The following is a 13,552-nucleotide window of genomic DNA, read 5'->3' on the forward strand; positions in this document are numbered from 1 at the left end:
CAGCGGGACGCCGATGTTGCTGGCGTGGATGCCGAGGGTGGAGGTCAGCTCGAGGACCTCCATCACCTCCTCGACCGTGGCGCCGTGGTCGAACGCGGCGGCGATGTGCTGGCGGACGCCGGGCTCGTAGAGGTGGGTGGCCGCGGCGTCGGCGGCGATGTAGACGAACTCCTTGACCTTCGGTTCCAGGTGCGTCTCGCCGGTCCAGGGACGGGCGGAGAAGTGCAGGTAGGCCCGCACGAACGAGGGGTCGAGCTCCAGCATCCGCTGCCACGGCTCGCCCCACGTGCCGCGCACCCGCACGAACTCGTCCTTGATCTCCTGCTGCTCGGGGGTGAGCGCGGCTTCGGTCGTGGACATGGGAAGACCTCCTGGGGTCGGGTTGTCCGGGGGCACGGGCGGTCCACCGAACGGACCGCTCGGTTCGGTTCAGAAGGGGCCGGTGATACCGGGTCAGGACTGGGCGCGCAGGCGCGACAGCGCGGTGCGGGCGGCGTTCTGGATGTGCTGCACGCAGGCCGCGGCGGCGCGCTCGGCGTCGCCGGCCTCGATCGCCTCGACCACGGCCCGCAGCTCCGCGGCCGCCTCCTGGGGCCGCCCCGCCTGCGACAGCGACGTGGCCCGCAGCAGCCGCACCCGCGCCTGCAGCCCGGCGAGGGTCTGCTGCAGCGGGGTGCTGCCGGATCCGCCGAGCAGCACCTCGTAGAAGCGGTCCTTCGCGCGCAGCTGCTCCTGCGGGTCGGTCGACCCCGCGGTGCGCTCGATCTCCTCGACCGCCGCCCGCAGCTCGGCCACCTGCTGCGGGGTCGCCCGCTGCACGAAGCGCTGCACGGCCAGCGCCTCCAGGGAGGCGCGCATCTCGTACAGGTCGGCGGCGTCCTCGGGTGACAGCGCCGTGACGACCGCGCCCCGCTGCGGGACGACCGTGACCAGGCCCTCCACCGCGAGCTGGCGCAGCACCTCGCGGACGGTGGCCCGGGAGACCCCGAGCTGCTCGACCAGCTCGCGCTCCACGAGCCGCTGCCCGGGCTCGAGGCGGAACCCGAGGATCGCGTCCCGGACGAGCGTGACGACCTGCTCGCGCAGGGGCGCGGCCACACGACCGATCTGGTCGGCCGACCAGGTGGGCCGGGTCGACCCCGTCACCGGCGAGGCGCCGTTCACGCTCATCCTTCCCCCGGGAGGTCAGAACCTTTCCGCTCCAACCATCGCACGATCTCGGTGTGGTCCGCATCCGGGTCCAGCGCGGCGGCGGCCTCGGCCCACAGCTCCACGGTGCGCGCCGCGTGCGCCGACGGCACCCCGGTGGCCTCGACCAGGCCGAGCGCGATCCGGATGTCCTTGAGCATGAGCGCGAGCGCGAACCCGGAGTCGTACGTGCCGGGGAGGACGTAGTTCGGCCACTTGTTCTCGGTGGAGCCGCTGCGCCCGCTGGAGGTGTTGACCGCGTCGAGCATGACGGCCGGGTCGATCCCGAACCGCTGCCCGGCGAGCAGCGCCTCCGAGCTGGCCACGAGGTGGGCCGCCGACATCAGGTTGTTCAGCGCCTTGAGCGCGTGACCGGCGCCGACCGGCCCGATGTGGCGGACCCGGCCGAGCACGTCGAGCAGCGGGGTCACCGCGGCGACCTGCTCGTCCGGGCCGCCCACCATGATCGTCAGGCTGCCCGCCTCGGCACCCTTGACCCCTCCCGAGACCGGCGCGTCGACGAGGGTGGCGCCGCGGGCGGCGACCTCGTCGGCCAGGGAGCGGGTCCGCAGCGGCTCCGAGGAGCCCATGTCGACGAGCACGGTGCCCGGGGCGAGCGCGTCGACCAGCCCCGTGCCGCGGACGACGGCGTCGACGACGTTCGAGTCCGGCAGCATCAGGATCACGGCGCCGACCCCGTCGGCGACCTCGGCCGCCTTCTCCACGAACGTGACGACGTCGGCGAGCCCGGGCCTTGGTGCGGTGTCGTGGCCGCGGACGGACACGCCGGCCGCGGCGAGCCTGCGGGCCATGGGCCCGCCCATCCGGCCCAGGCCGATGAACCCGACCGCGCCGGGCAGCCCGGCGCTGGAGGCGTCAGGCATCGTCGGCCTCGGCGGCGAGCTCGGCCAGGACGCGTTCGGCCACGCGGAACGACTCGAGCGCGGCGGGGACGCCGCAGTAGATCGCCGACTGCAGCAGCGCTTCCTGGATCTCCTCCTGGGTGGCGCCGTTGGTGATCGCCCCGCGCACGTGCACGCCCAGCTCGTGGTTGCGGCCGAGCGCGGTGAGCATGACGAGGTTGAGCAGGCTGCGGGTGCGCCGGTCCAGGCCGGGCCGGCCCCAGATGTCGCCCCAGCAGGCGCGGGTGACGAACTCCTGCACCGGGCGGGAGAAGTCGCTCACCGCCGCCAGGGACCGTTCGACGTGGGCCTCGCCCAGCACCTGCTTGCGGTTCGCGAGCCCCTGCAGGTAGCGCTCGTCGGTGGCCTGCACCGCGCCGTTGCCCTCGCTCATCGGATCGGGTCCCCCTTCCCCGCCGCGGCGACCGCCGCGCGGTACTCCTCCTCGCCGACCTCGTCGAGCCACACCGTCGGCCCGAGCGACACCGCGAGGTGCGTCATGATCGTGTCGGTGGTGCCGCCGTGCCAGTGGCGCTCCCCCGGCGGGCACCACACCACGTCACCGGCGCGGATCTCCTGTGGCTGCTCGCCGTGGGCGCACACCCAGCCGCGGCCGGCGGTGACCACGAGGATCTGGCCGTGGGTGTGGTGGTGCCAGTAGGTGCGCGCCCCCGGCGTGAACGTCACCGAGTTGATCGTGTTGCCGTCCGTGGTGGGCAGCACCGGATCGCCGTACACGGTGCCGGTGAAGGTCTCGGTGCGGACCTGGGTCGGGGTGGTCTCGGGGGCCCGCCCCCGCACGATCTGCACTGTGTCCTCATCCCTCCGTCTTGTCGTGCACGCGGACTCCGCCCGCGAGGTCGCCGATGGCGTCGACGACCCGGTTGCTGATCTGGTCGCCGTAGCCGAGATTCTCGGCCAGCCCGAAGCTCGCCAGCGGCCCCGACGCGTTCAGGCTCGGCACCCCGAGCCGGCCGAGCAGGTCGACGTACAGGGCCAGGTCCTTGGTCATCAACCGACCGGTGAGCCCGCCCTCCAGGTAGTCCCCGCGCACGATGTGCGGGAACCGCTCGCGGGTGGCGAAGTTGACCCCGGTGCTGGAGTTGAGCACCTCCAACAGCTGCGCCAGGTCCAGGCCCGCCTTGCGGCCCGCCACCATCACCTCCGCGGTGGCGGCGAGCGCCACCCCGTTGAGGAAGTTGTTGAGCAGTTTCGTGGTGTGCCCGGCACCCGGCGCGCCCATGTGGTGCACCCGCGCGGCGATCGGCTCGAACACCCACGACAGCTCCGCGAGCACCGCGGCGTCGCCACCCGCCATGATCGTCAGGGTGCCCTTCTCGGCCGCCGCGGCCCCGCCGGAGACCCCGGCGTCGAGGTAGTGCACGCCCCGCTCGGCGGCCTCCGCGTGCAGCGCCACGGTGGACTCGGGCGACGCGGTGGACAGGTCCACCAGCGTCGACCCGGCGCTCGCGCCGGCCAGCAGCCCGTCCGGGCCGCGGACCACCGGCTCGACCACCGTGCTGTCCGGCAGCGACATCAGCACCACCCCGGCCCGCCGCGCCACGTCGGCCGGGTTCGCGCCGGGCGTCGCGCCGACCGCCTCCGCGGCGCCCGGGCGCGGGTCGTACCCGATCACCGCGATGCCCGCGTCGACCAGCCGGCGGGTCATCCGCCCGCCCATGTTGCCCAGACCGACGAACCCCACGGTCTGCTGTTGCGACATACGCCTTCCTCCCTCTACCCGAGCTCCGGGTGCAGCTGCACGTCACGGGGCCGCGGGTCCCACGCCCCGGCGCCGCCGGCCGGCCGCACCGTGCTCACCGCGGCCGCCCCGCCGTCCACCGACACCACCTCGCCGGTCATGTAGGCCGCGCCGTCGCCGAGCAGGAACGCCACGACCGAGGCGATCTCCTCGCCGGTGCCCGCCCGGCGCAGCGGCGTGGTCGACGCCCGGCGCACCATGTCGTCCCCCGCGCCCGGGCCCGACCCGGACCCGGCGAACAGCGCCGTCGGCACGATCCCCGGCGCCACCGCGTTCACCCGCACCCCGATCGGCCCGCCGAACACCGCAGCGCTCTTCACCACGCCCACCACGCCGTGCTTCGAGGCGTGATAGGCGATCAGGTCGTCCCCCGCCCGCAGCGACGCGATCGACGCGGTCACCACGATCGCCCCACCCGGCGCGCCGGCGCGGGCCTGCACCTCGTACTGCCGGAACGCCGCCCGCACGCCCAGGAACACCCCGCGCAGGTTGATCGCGATCACGCGGTCGAAGTCCTCGACCGCCAGGTCCGGCAGCCGGGTCAACGGACCCGGGATCCCCGCATTGAGGTGGTAGAGGTCCACCCGGCCGAACTCGGCCACGCCCGCGGCCACCGCGGCGTCGACGTCGGCCTCGCTCGCCACGTCGCCGGGGTGCACGACCACCGGCGAGGGCAACTCCTTCGCCAACGCCGCCAGCCGGTCGGCGTCCAGGTCGACCAGCACCAGCCGCACCCCGTCCGCGGACAGCCGCCGCGCGGTCGCCGACCCCAGACCCCCGGCCGCCCCGGTGATCAGGCAGACCTTCCCCTCCAGGCTCACGACGCCTCCCCTCCCGCGACCCGCACCACCAGCTCGGCCAGCTCACCCGGAAGCCCCGCCACCCGGCCGGGGAACCGCGTACGCACCTCGGCGTCGTGGCCCGCCACCAGCAGGCGGCCCGGGTCCTCGGTCATCTCCCGCAACAGGTCGAACCCGCGGTACATCTCCACCAGATCGGCCACCACGAAGAACGGCCGGTCGCGCTCCAGCTCCTCGTAGAAGTGCAGCGCGTCCGCGGCCAGCACCACCGCGCCACCACCCGCCGCAACCTGGGCCACCATCTGGCCGGGCGTGTGACCCCCGACCACCACCAGCTCGATCCCCGGCGCCAGGTCGAGCGAGTCCTCGACCAGGCGCAGCCGCCCCTGGTCCCGGATCTGCGACAGGCGGGCCAGCTCGGCGGCCTCCGTGGAATGCGCCAGCTGGAACCGGTTCGCGTACGGCCCGGTCCAGAACTCGTACTCGCGGCGGGCGATCACCACCTCCGCATCCGGGAACCGGTGCAGGTTCCCGATGTGGTCGTAGTGGGCGTGGGTGACCACGACCTGGTCGATCCCGTCCGGCTCCACACCCAGCCCCGCCAGCGCGGCCACCGGGTCCACCAGCGTGGTGCGCCCGCGCCGCCTGCCCACCTCGGCGTCGAAGCCGGTGTCGAACAGGATCGTGCGCCCCTGCCCCCGCACCAGCCAGAACGAGTAGTCCATCTCGAACGACGCGTCCGGTTCGCCGTAGAGGTGGAAGTTCAGAAAGCTGTCGGCCTTCGTCGCCGTCCGCGTCCCGTAGCGGACCGCGAGCACCTCGTACCCGCTCATCGGGCGACGGCGGCGGTCGCGGTGGCGTCGAGGGTGCGGCCGCGGACCTCGGGCAGCCAGCGCACGAGCGCCGGCGTGCAGACCGCGGCGACGACCACCACGTACACGGCGGGGCTCGGGCTCGGGAAGAACAGGCGCCCGAGGGTCGCCGCGAGAAACCCGTAGACGGCGAAGTCGAACCACTCCGTGAAGTTCCCGACCCCCGTCGCGAACGCGACGACCCGACGTGCCGCGACGTCCTGGTCGCCGCGGCCCTCGGGCGTTCCGTGCGTCATCGCACCCTCCCCGTCCTCCACCGAGCTGATTGCTGGACCGCCAGACTGTCAGACAATCCTGTGGTGGGCAAGACCGGGGAAGGGCGGCCATGGCCGCATGGCTGTGGGCGGGGGCGCGGGCGTTGCCGGCGCACGACGCGCCCGGGCACCGGCTGCACTCGCGCCGCGACTCACCCGCACCCACACCGCGACTCCCCCGCACCCGGACCGCGACTCGCCGACACCCAGACCGCGACTCGCCGACACCCAGACCGCGACTCGCCGACACCCAGAGCGCGACTCGCCGGGTCAGCGCTCCCGGGGTGCCGCTTCCGCCCGGTGGCCGCGCCGGGCGTCCCGGTCGAACAGGCCCAGGACCTCGCACGGTCCGCCCTCGGCGGCGCCGATCGCGTGCGGGAGCATCGTCGGGAACTCCGCGGCCTGGTTGGTCTCCACCCGGATCCGCCGGTGCCCGAGCAGCAGGACGGCGGTGCCGGCTAGCACGACGAGCCACTCCCGCCCCGCGTGGGCGCGCAGGCGGGCGGGGCTGTCCGGCGGCGGGGCGGTCAGGCGCTGCCGCACGACGGTCAGGCTCGGGTCCGCCTTCACCGACCACCGCAGCCAGCCGTGGGCGCTGTCGACCACCGGCTGGGAGACCACGTCGTCGGTGTCGGTCTCCACCAGCTGGTCGAGCGAGGTGTCGAGGGCCCGGGCGAGGACGACGAGCTGGTCGAGGGCGAGGCGGCGGTGGCCGGTCTCGATGCGGCTGAGCGTGGACGGGCTCAGCCGCGCGCGGGCGGCCAGCTCCTCCAGCGACCACCCCTGTGCGATCCGCAGCGCCCGGATGCGCTTGCGCACGAGGCCGTCCAGATCGCCATCTTCTTGCCGCATGAGCAAGAGAGTATGCCTATCTCGCAAGCGGCGCCTAGCGTCGGGGACAGCCGTTCGAGATCCGAGGAGAACACAGATGACTGCAGTGGACGCGCCCGAACTCGTCGACGCCGTCGTGATCGGCGGCGGTGCCGCCGGGTTGAACGGAGCGCTCATGCTGGCTCGCTCCCGCCGGTCGGTCGTCGTGGTCGACAGCGGGAGCCCGCGCAACGCGCCGGCCGAGGGGGTGCACGGCCTGCTCGGGCTGGACGGCACACCCCCGGCCGAGCTGCTGCGCCGCGGCCGGGAGGAGGTGCGCCGCTACGGTGGCCGGGTCGTGACGGGCGAGGTGGTCTCCACGGCCCCGGCCGCGCCCGCCGGGGGCGACCCGCGCTTCACCGTCACGCTGGCCGACGGCCACACCCTGCGGGCCCGCCGGTTGCTGGTCGCCACCGGGCTGCGCGACGTGCTCCCCGACGTGCCCGGCCTCGCGCCGCACTGGGGCCGCGGCGTGGTGCACTGCCCGTACTGCCACGGCTGGGAGGTCCGCGACGAGCCGATCGGCGTCCTCGCGGTGGGACCGGCCTCGGTCCACCACGCCCTGCTGTTCCGCCAGCTGACCGACGACCTCGTGTACTTCACCCGCGGCACCGATCTCGACGCGGACACCCGCGCCCTGTTCGCCGCCCGCGGCATCCGGGTCGTCGACACGGCCGTGGCGGGAGTCGAGTCCGACGGGGCCGGCATCACCGGGGTGCGGCTCGGCGACGGACAGCTCGTGCCGCGGCGCGTCCTCGCCGTGGCCACCACGCTTCTCGCCCGCGACGAGGGCCTCGCGGGCCTCGGGCTGCCGATGGAGGACCTGCCGGGCATCGGCCGCCGCTTCGCGAGCGGCCTGGCGGGCGCCACCGCCGTGCCGGGCGTCTGGGTCGCGGGGAACGCCACCGACCTGACCGCCCAGGTCGGCGCGGCGGCCGCCGCCGGGGCGCTGGCCGGCGCCCGCATCAACGCCGACCTCACCACCGCCGACGCCCAGGCGGCGCTCGCCGCGCGGCTCACCGCCTCCCCCGCCTGAGGAGCACCGGCCGCCGGGCCGCGAGCACGCCCGCGACGACGGCGACCCCCAGCCCGGTGACCTGCAGGACGGTGCCCACCCAGGGCGCGATCTGCCCCGGGTCGGCCAGCCGGTCGTAGGTCGCCCGGTAGACGACCAATGCGCCGAACAGCGCCACGGCGCACAACAGCGCGGCCAGCAGGTTCGGCCAGCGCCGCCGCGGCAGCGCGGCCACGGCGAGCGCGGCCGGCACCAGCACGACCACCGGCGGCGGGACCGGCCGCAGCTCGTGCACCCCGGCCAGCGCCAGCACGAGGTACCCCGCGACAGCCACGGCCGTCGCCGCGAGCTGGACCCTCGCGGGCGTCGTCATCGCGCGGCCACCTCCCGCCGCCGGATCCGGCCCCACGGCTTGACCACCGACAGCGTGATCGCGACCAGCAGCAGCGTCGGGGAGACGGTCGGCGGGAAGATCAGGTTGCTGAGGTCGAAGGTCACCGCCTCGCCCGCGGCGAGCCTGCGGGCGAGCTCGGCCTGCTCGGCGACCTCGCCCCGCAGCGCCACGACGACCAGCGCGGTGAGCACGAGGTTGAGCACCAGCTTGATCGCCACCCACCAGTAGCGCACGAGCCCCCACTTGCTGCCCAGCCCGAGGACGACCCCCGTCGCCAGGCACACCAGGCCGCAGGCGAGCAGCGGCCAGACCGAGACCAGCTCGAGGGCCTGCAAGCAGAACACGAGCACGGCGGCCTCGTCGGTGGTCATCGCGGTGCCGATCAGCACGGCCATCGCCACGTCGACGCCCAGCCAGGCGCCCGCGGACGCGATGTGCGCGACGAGGACCGCGCGGCGGGTGCGGACCCCGAGCCGGCGCCGGGTGCCCGCCGGGCGGGTGGCGACGGCGCGCGTGCTCACGCCCGCCCCCGGCGCGCCCGGCGGACCCCCGGCCGGAACACCGACAGCACGGCCGCCGCGGTGATCATCACGACGTGGAAGACCGCCACGCCCACCAGCGCGTACTGCACCTCGGTGTAGGCGGGCGAGCCCACCGCGTCGGCCCGGTCGACGGCGACGCGCAGCGCCTCCGGCGAGATGTTGACCGTCACCACCACGGTCGTGACGACCAGGGCGAGCTTCGCCGGCACCCACCACAACCACCGGCGCCACGCGGGGAACCGGCCGGCGAGGAGCACCAGCAGCAGCCCGGTCGAGGTCGACCCGATCGCCGCCGGGCGGGCCAGCCAGACGACGGCGAGGTCGTGGAAGGCGTAGCCGGCGCGCAGCGTCGCCGGGTCCCGGACGTCGAGCAGCCAGACGGTCAGCACCAGGAACGCGGCGGTCACCCCCAGCCACCCGAGGCCCAGCGCCAGGTGCAGGACGAGCACCGCGCGGCGGGCGAGCGACGCCGGCCCGCCCCGGGGCCTGGTGCCGGGTGCGGACGGAACCGGCGTGGTCGTGGGAGGGGACGTCGTAACCATGGCTCGACCGTCCCCGATCGGCGCCGCCGCGTCGTCCGCTCCGGGTCGACACCGCGGGCACTCCCCGCGGAGTACGCCGGGGCGCGCGCGGGCACACCGCCGGGTGACGGCGCCGTTTGCCCCCCCTCACCACCGGGTATCCGCGCGCCACGGACCGCGCGTCGAGGGGAGCATCGTGAGCGAGGAGTTCCGCAAGGGCGACAGGGTGACGTGGTCATCCCACGGCGGCACCGCCGAGGGCGAGGTGATCGAGAAGATCACCTCCGACACCGAGGCCGCGGGCCGCACCGTGCGGGCCTCCGCCGACGACCCGCAGTACCGGGTGCGCAGCGACAACAGCGGCGGCGAGGCCGTCCACAAGCCGTCCGCGCTGAGGAAGAAGTGAGCGCCGACGGCGCCGACCGCGACGGCGTGCGCGACGAGTTCACCACCGCGGTGAACATGACGGCGCGCGAGCTGGAGCGGTGGCTCGAGACCGAGGAGTCCCGGTCGGTCGGCGCCTCCGCGGGAGACGACCCCGGCGGCGAGTCGGTCGGGCACCGGTCGGGCCGGCGGATCGTCGCGATCCTCGGCACGAAGAAGGCGGACCTCGGCGAGGACGACTACGCCCACATGCGCAAGGTCGTCGGGTACGTGCACCGGCACCTCGCCCAACGCCCCGCCGAGGACCGGATCGAGGATTCGCGGTGGCGGTACTCGCTCATGAACTGGGGGCACGACCCGTGCAAGCGGTGAACGGGAAGGACCCGGTGGAGGACGGCGACCCGGCGGGCGACCGGGTGGCGCGCAACCCGAAGGCACCGCTCTACCGGCTCCTGCTGCGGGCCCACCGCCCGTCGGACGTCTTCCGCCGCGAGCCCGCGCCGGAGCCCGACACCGGCGCCCCCGAGGCCGGCGCCGCCGCCGGGACATAGCTCAGGCCGGCGGGACGCCCAGCGCGAGCACGGCGGTGTCGTCGTCGATCCCCTCACCCGAGCCGATCAGGTCGGCGCGGATGGCGGCGACGGCGGCGGCCGCGCTCGCGGGTGCGAGCTGGGCCATGAACGCCTGGTACAGGTCCTCGTCGTAGCGGTCGTCGGTGCCGTCGCCGGTGCGCATCTCCAGCAGCCCGTCGGTGACCAGGACCAGGGTGTCGCCCGGGTGGAGGGTCGCGGTGGCCGAGGCGAACCGCGGCTCGCGCAGCGCCCCGACGATCTGGCCGCCCGGGGTGTCGAGGTACTCGGCCGTGCCCGTGGCGCGCAGCAGCAGCGCGGGCGGGTGGCCGCCGCTGGCGAGCTCCACGGTCCAGCCGGGCCCCGAGCGCCGCAGCACCGCGGTGATCACGGTGCAGAAGCGCTTCGTGCCCGCGCCCTCCTGGTGCAGCACCGCGTCGAGCGTGTGCAGCTGGCGGACCGGGTCGGGGTCGTGGACGGCGGCCGCGCGCAGCGTGTAGCGGGTGAGCGAGGTGATCGCGGCGGCCTCGGCGCCCTTCCCGCAGACGTCGCCGATGAACACGCCCCACGCGTTCCCGCCGAGCGGGAAGACGTCGTAGAAGTCGCCGCCGACCTCGGTGGGCGACGCCGCCTGGAAGTGCGCCGCCAGCTCCATGCCGGGCACGTCCGGCAGCACCGGGGGCAGCAGGCTGCGCTGCAGCGTGGCCGCGAGCCGCTCGGCGCGCTCCCGTTCGAGCTCGGCCTCCCGCCGGGCCCGCAGCAGCTCCCGCTCGTAGGAGCGGCGGTCGTCGGCGTCGAACACCGCCGTGCGCACGCCCGTCGGCCGCCCGTCGGGGTCGCGCACCAGGACGGAGGCCACGAGCACCGGCATCCTGCGGCCGTCGGCGGTGCGGAGCTCCAGCGCGATGCCGCTGATCCGGTCCTGCATCTGCAGCAGCGGCGCGAAGTGCGTCTCGTGGTAGATCCGCCCGCCGACGGTGAGCAGGTCGGAGAACGCCATGCGGTCCACGACCTCGGCGCGGTCGCGCCCCAGCCACGACAGCAGCGTGGCGTTGATCCGCAGGATCCGCCCGTCGACGGCGGTGGACAGGTACCCGCAGGGCGCGTGCTCGTACAGCTCCTCGGCGGACTCGGTGGCGAGCCCGGGCGGGAGCGGGTGCGGCCCTGCGGTCATGACAGCCCTGCGGCGAACTCCGCGATCGCCCGGCCGGTGGCCTCCGGGGCGGACAGCTGCGGGCAGTGCCCGGTGGCGTCGAGGGTGACGAGCCGGCTGCCCGGCACCGCGTCGCGGACGAACGCACCCACGCCCGGCGGCGCGATCGCGTCCTGCGTGCACTCGACGACCAGCGTCGGCACCCGCACCCGCGCCAGGTCGGCGCGGTTGTCGGACAGGAACGTGGCGCGCGCGAAGACCCGCGCCATCTGCGGGTCGGTGCGGCAGAAGCTGTTGGTGAGCTCCTCCCCCAGCTCGGGCCGCTCCGGGTTGCCCATGATCACCGGCGCCATCGCGGCCGACCAGCCGAGGTAGTTGCTCTCCAGTGCCTCCAGGAGCTCGGCGATGTCGGCCTCGCTGAACCCGCCCCGGTAGTCGCCGTCGTCGATGTACCGCGGGGACGGGGTGAGCAGCACGAGGCCGCCGAACCGCTCCGGTTCGGCCGCGGCGGCGAGCACCGCGATCATGGCGCTGACCGAGTGCCCCACCAGCACCGCGTCGCGCAGGTCCAGCTCGCGGCAGAGAACGAGCACGTCGTCGGCGTACCCGTCGAGCGAGGAGTACCGCTCCTCGCTCCACGAGGTCGGGTCGGAGCGGCCCGACCCGACGTGGTCGAACAGCACCACCCGGAAACGTTCGGCCAGCCGCGGCACGACGAGCCGCCACATGTTCTGGTCGCACCCGAAGCCGTGCGCGAGCACGACCACGCGTCCGTCCGGGGGCCCGACGACGGTCACGTTGTGCCGGCTGTGTGCGTCCACCTCGGCGATACTGCCACCGCCCCGGCCGACGCGCCCGGGACCGGACGGTGACCCCGCTCGCCCGGTCAGGCCGGCGCGGGCGCCGACTCGTCCGCCTCGGCGGGGGTCGCCTCGTGGCCCGGCCGGCCCGCGGTGCGGCGGTTGTGCTTCATCTCGGCCTCGTACACGTGCCGCTTGCCCTCCATGATCTCGTTGCGCACGGTCGTCTCGAGATCGCGGAAGACGGTGTAGTAGCCGTCGTCGAACTCCTCGACGATCTGGAACGTCCACCGGCCCGGCAGGACGTTGCGGCCCTGCAGCTCCTCGGCCACGCGGCGCCCGAGCGCCTCGTTGCCGCACGCCTCGAGGTGCTCGATCACCTCGTCGAGCATCGCATCGGCCTCGCCGACCAGCCGGTGGAAGGAGTAGAGGTGCCCGCGGGCCCGTTCGAGGTAGGCGAGCGCCTCGGTGAACTTCCCGCTCGCGGCGACGTGGTCGTCGGTGGCGCCTGCCGGGCGGGTGTGAGCCGGGTCGATCGTGACGTCCTCATCCACGGGGAATCGGTACCCCGTGGGCGGCGCGCTAACTGTAGTGACTCAGGACGTTGTTGTCAGTGCTCGACGGCGTGTCGGCTTGAACGAGGGGAGGGCCTCCGGGCGAGGTGGGTGTGTCTGAGGCACCTACTTCGAACCCAGGAGGCCCTCCATGGCGCACCGTAACGCCCGCACCACGGTCTATGCCCGCCGGCTGATGGTGCAGCGTCATCTGGCCGGTTGGTCGCAGGCGCGCATCGCCGAGCAGCTGGGGGTCTCTCGGCCAACGGTGAGCAAGTGGATCGGCCGGTACCGGGCCGAAGGCGAGGCCGGGCTGGAAGATCGTTCCTCGCGGCCTCACACGTCCCCGACCCGCACCGATCCGGCGGTGGAAGCCCAGATCGTGGCCCTGCGCAAGCAGGAACGCCGCGGGGCGGTCTACCTGGCCGGCGAGCTCGGGCTCGTGGCCTCCACGGTCGGGCGGGTCCTGGCTCGCCACCAGGTGCCGCACCTTGCCGCGATTGATGCGATCACCGGTGAACCGGTCCGGCGCCGGCACTCCGGGATCCGCTACGAACGCCCCCGACCTGGGGATCTGCTGCACGTCGATGTCAAAAAGCTGGGCCGGGTCCCCGACGGCGGCGGCTGGCGCTGGCACGGACGCCGCGAGGACGTACGTGGGCGCGGGATCGGCTACGACTATCTACACGTCGCGGTCGATGACCACTCTCGCGTGGCCTACGTCGAGGCGCTGCCCGACGAGCGTGACGCCACCTGTGCGGGGTTTTTGTACCGGGCGGTGACCTGGTTCCGCGAGCAGCACGGCGTGCAGGTCCTGCGGATCTTGACCGACAACGCCAAGGTCTACCGGGTTGGGCGCAACTGGCGGGCGGTATGTGCCGGGCTGGGCATCAGGCGCCGGTTCACCAAGCCCCGCTGTCCCTGGACCAACGGCAAGGCCGAGCGGTTCAACCGCACCCTGTTGTCCGAGTT

21 protein-coding genes are annotated in these 13,552 nt (G+C 74.4%); 5 read left to right on the forward strand and 16 right to left on the reverse strand.

Features of this window, described 5'->3' with window-relative positions:
* The 10 genes from VKZ81_RS11820 to VKZ81_RS11865 form a co-directional block, all read right to left on the reverse strand.
* Window positions 1-360: carboxymuconolactone decarboxylase family protein (locus VKZ81_RS11820; RefSeq protein ID WP_324241545.1), on the reverse strand; the 360-nt coding region annotated here is incomplete at its 3' end.
* 93 nt (window positions 361-453) lie between these two features.
* Window positions 454-1,164: a GntR family transcriptional regulator gene (locus tag VKZ81_RS11825; RefSeq protein ID WP_324241546.1), complete on the reverse strand. Its 711-nt coding sequence runs from the start codon at window positions 1,162-1,164 to the stop codon at window positions 454-456.
* A 2-nt stretch (window positions 1,165-1,166) separates the two neighbouring features.
* A complete protein-coding gene (locus tag VKZ81_RS11830; RefSeq protein ID WP_324241547.1) occupies window positions 1,167-2,072 on the reverse strand; it encodes an NAD(P)-dependent oxidoreductase in 906 nt (301 codons plus the stop codon).
* Window positions 2,065-2,484 carry a 4-carboxymuconolactone decarboxylase gene (gene pcaC / locus VKZ81_RS11835; RefSeq protein ID WP_324241548.1) on the reverse strand — a complete coding sequence of 140 codons (420 nt, stop codon included), beginning with the start codon at window positions 2,482-2,484 and terminating at the stop codon, window positions 2,065-2,067. Before pcaC ends, VKZ81_RS11830 begins: the two co-directional genes overlap by 8 nt.
* On the reverse strand, window positions 2,481-2,900 hold the full coding sequence (locus VKZ81_RS11840) for a cupin domain-containing protein (RefSeq protein ID WP_324241549.1): 420 nt from the start codon (window positions 2,898-2,900) through the stop codon (window positions 2,481-2,483). The genes pcaC and VKZ81_RS11840 overlap by 4 nt, the downstream gene beginning before the upstream one ends.
* Before the next feature lie 7 nt (window positions 2,901-2,907).
* Complete coding sequence (locus VKZ81_RS11845; RefSeq protein ID WP_324241550.1) at window positions 2,908-3,813, reverse strand: NAD(P)-dependent oxidoreductase; 906 nt, start codon at window positions 3,811-3,813, stop codon at window positions 2,908-2,910.
* A 14-nt stretch (window positions 3,814-3,827) separates the two neighbouring features.
* Window positions 3,828-4,673: an SDR family NAD(P)-dependent oxidoreductase gene (locus tag VKZ81_RS11850; RefSeq protein ID WP_324241551.1), complete on the reverse strand. Its 846-nt coding sequence runs from the start codon at window positions 4,671-4,673 to the stop codon at window positions 3,828-3,830.
* The gene (locus tag VKZ81_RS11855; RefSeq protein WP_324241552.1) at window positions 4,670-5,485 is read right to left on the reverse strand and encodes an N-acyl homoserine lactonase family protein; all 816 of its coding nucleotides are present in this window, start codon (window positions 5,483-5,485) and stop codon (window positions 4,670-4,672) included. The genes VKZ81_RS11850 and VKZ81_RS11855 overlap by 4 nt, the downstream gene beginning before the upstream one ends.
* Window positions 5,482-5,760 (reverse strand): hypothetical protein, encoded by a 279-nt coding sequence (locus VKZ81_RS11860; protein ID WP_324241553.1) that lies wholly within the window; start codon window positions 5,758-5,760, stop codon window positions 5,482-5,484. Before VKZ81_RS11860 ends, VKZ81_RS11855 begins: the two co-directional genes overlap by 4 nt.
* Before the next feature lie 288 nt (window positions 5,761-6,048).
* Entirely contained in the window at window positions 6,049-6,630 is a 582-nt protein-coding gene (locus VKZ81_RS11865; protein WP_324241554.1) for a helix-turn-helix domain-containing protein, read from the reverse strand.
* Window positions 6,631-6,706: 76 nt separating this feature from the next.
* On the opposite strand from VKZ81_RS11865, the gene VKZ81_RS11870 reads away from it, so the two are divergent.
* Complete coding sequence (locus VKZ81_RS11870) at window positions 6,707-7,684, forward strand: NAD(P)/FAD-dependent oxidoreductase (RefSeq protein ID WP_324241555.1); 978 nt, start codon at window positions 6,707-6,709, stop codon at window positions 7,682-7,684.
* On the opposite strand, the gene VKZ81_RS11875 is transcribed toward VKZ81_RS11870, so the two are convergent.
* From VKZ81_RS11875 to VKZ81_RS11885, 3 genes are read right to left on the reverse strand one after another with little or no spacing between them, the layout of a single operon-like run.
* Window positions 7,665-8,036, reverse strand: coding sequence for a hypothetical protein (locus VKZ81_RS11875; RefSeq protein ID WP_324241556.1), 372 nt, complete (start codon window positions 8,034-8,036; stop codon window positions 7,665-7,667). The genes VKZ81_RS11870 and VKZ81_RS11875 overlap by 20 nt on opposite strands.
* Window positions 8,033-8,578 carry a hypothetical protein gene (locus VKZ81_RS11880; protein WP_324241557.1) on the reverse strand — a complete coding sequence of 182 codons (546 nt, stop codon included), beginning with the start codon at window positions 8,576-8,578 and terminating at the stop codon, window positions 8,033-8,035. Before VKZ81_RS11880 ends, VKZ81_RS11875 begins: the two co-directional genes overlap by 4 nt.
* Window positions 8,575-9,141 carry a hypothetical protein gene (locus VKZ81_RS11885; RefSeq protein WP_324241558.1) on the reverse strand — a complete coding sequence of 189 codons (567 nt, stop codon included), beginning with the start codon at window positions 9,139-9,141 and terminating at the stop codon, window positions 8,575-8,577. Before VKZ81_RS11885 ends, VKZ81_RS11880 begins: the two co-directional genes overlap by 4 nt.
* Before the next feature lie 175 nt (window positions 9,142-9,316).
* Here VKZ81_RS11885 and VKZ81_RS11890 point away from each other — a divergent pair, with 175 nt between their 5' ends.
* The 3 genes from VKZ81_RS11890 to VKZ81_RS11900 are packed head-to-tail and all read left to right on the forward strand — an operon-like array spanning window position 9,317 to window position 10,055.
* Window positions 9,317-9,526 carry a hypervirulence associated TUDOR domain-containing protein gene (locus VKZ81_RS11890; protein WP_324241559.1) on the forward strand — a complete coding sequence of 70 codons (210 nt, stop codon included), beginning with the start codon at window positions 9,317-9,319 and terminating at the stop codon, window positions 9,524-9,526.
* On the forward strand, window positions 9,523-9,876 hold the full coding sequence (locus tag VKZ81_RS11895; RefSeq protein ID WP_324241560.1) for a DUF3140 domain-containing protein: 354 nt from the start codon (window positions 9,523-9,525) through the stop codon (window positions 9,874-9,876). The genes VKZ81_RS11890 and VKZ81_RS11895 overlap by 4 nt, the downstream gene beginning before the upstream one ends.
* Window positions 9,873-10,055, forward strand: a complete 183-nt coding sequence (locus tag VKZ81_RS11900; protein ID WP_324241561.1) for a hypothetical protein — start codon at window positions 9,873-9,875, stop codon at window positions 10,053-10,055. Before VKZ81_RS11895 ends, VKZ81_RS11900 begins: the two co-directional genes overlap by 4 nt.
* Before the next feature lies 1 nt (window position 10,056).
* On the opposite strand, the gene VKZ81_RS11905 is transcribed toward VKZ81_RS11900, so the two are convergent.
* From VKZ81_RS11905 to VKZ81_RS11915, 3 genes are all read right to left on the reverse strand, one after another.
* Entirely contained in the window at window positions 10,057-11,247 is a 1,191-nt protein-coding gene (locus VKZ81_RS11905) for a PP2C family protein-serine/threonine phosphatase (RefSeq protein WP_324241562.1), read from the reverse strand.
* Window positions 11,244-12,047, reverse strand: a complete 804-nt coding sequence (locus tag VKZ81_RS11910; protein WP_324241563.1) for an alpha/beta fold hydrolase — start codon at window positions 12,045-12,047, stop codon at window positions 11,244-11,246. The genes VKZ81_RS11905 and VKZ81_RS11910 overlap by 4 nt, the downstream gene beginning before the upstream one ends.
* Window positions 12,048-12,112: 65 nt before the next feature.
* Complete coding sequence (locus VKZ81_RS11915) at window positions 12,113-12,580, reverse strand: hypothetical protein (protein WP_324241564.1); 468 nt, start codon at window positions 12,578-12,580, stop codon at window positions 12,113-12,115.
* Between the two features lie 151 nt (window positions 12,581-12,731).
* Between VKZ81_RS11915 and VKZ81_RS11920 the strand changes: the two genes are divergently transcribed.
* A partial coding sequence (locus VKZ81_RS11920) for an IS481 family transposase (protein WP_324241565.1) occupies window positions 12,732-13,552 on the forward strand: 821 nt, incomplete at its 3' end.

The organism is Pseudonocardia sp. (genome assembly GCF_035305885.1).
Lineage (GTDB): Bacteria > Actinomycetota > Actinomycetes > Mycobacteriales > Pseudonocardiaceae > Pseudonocardia.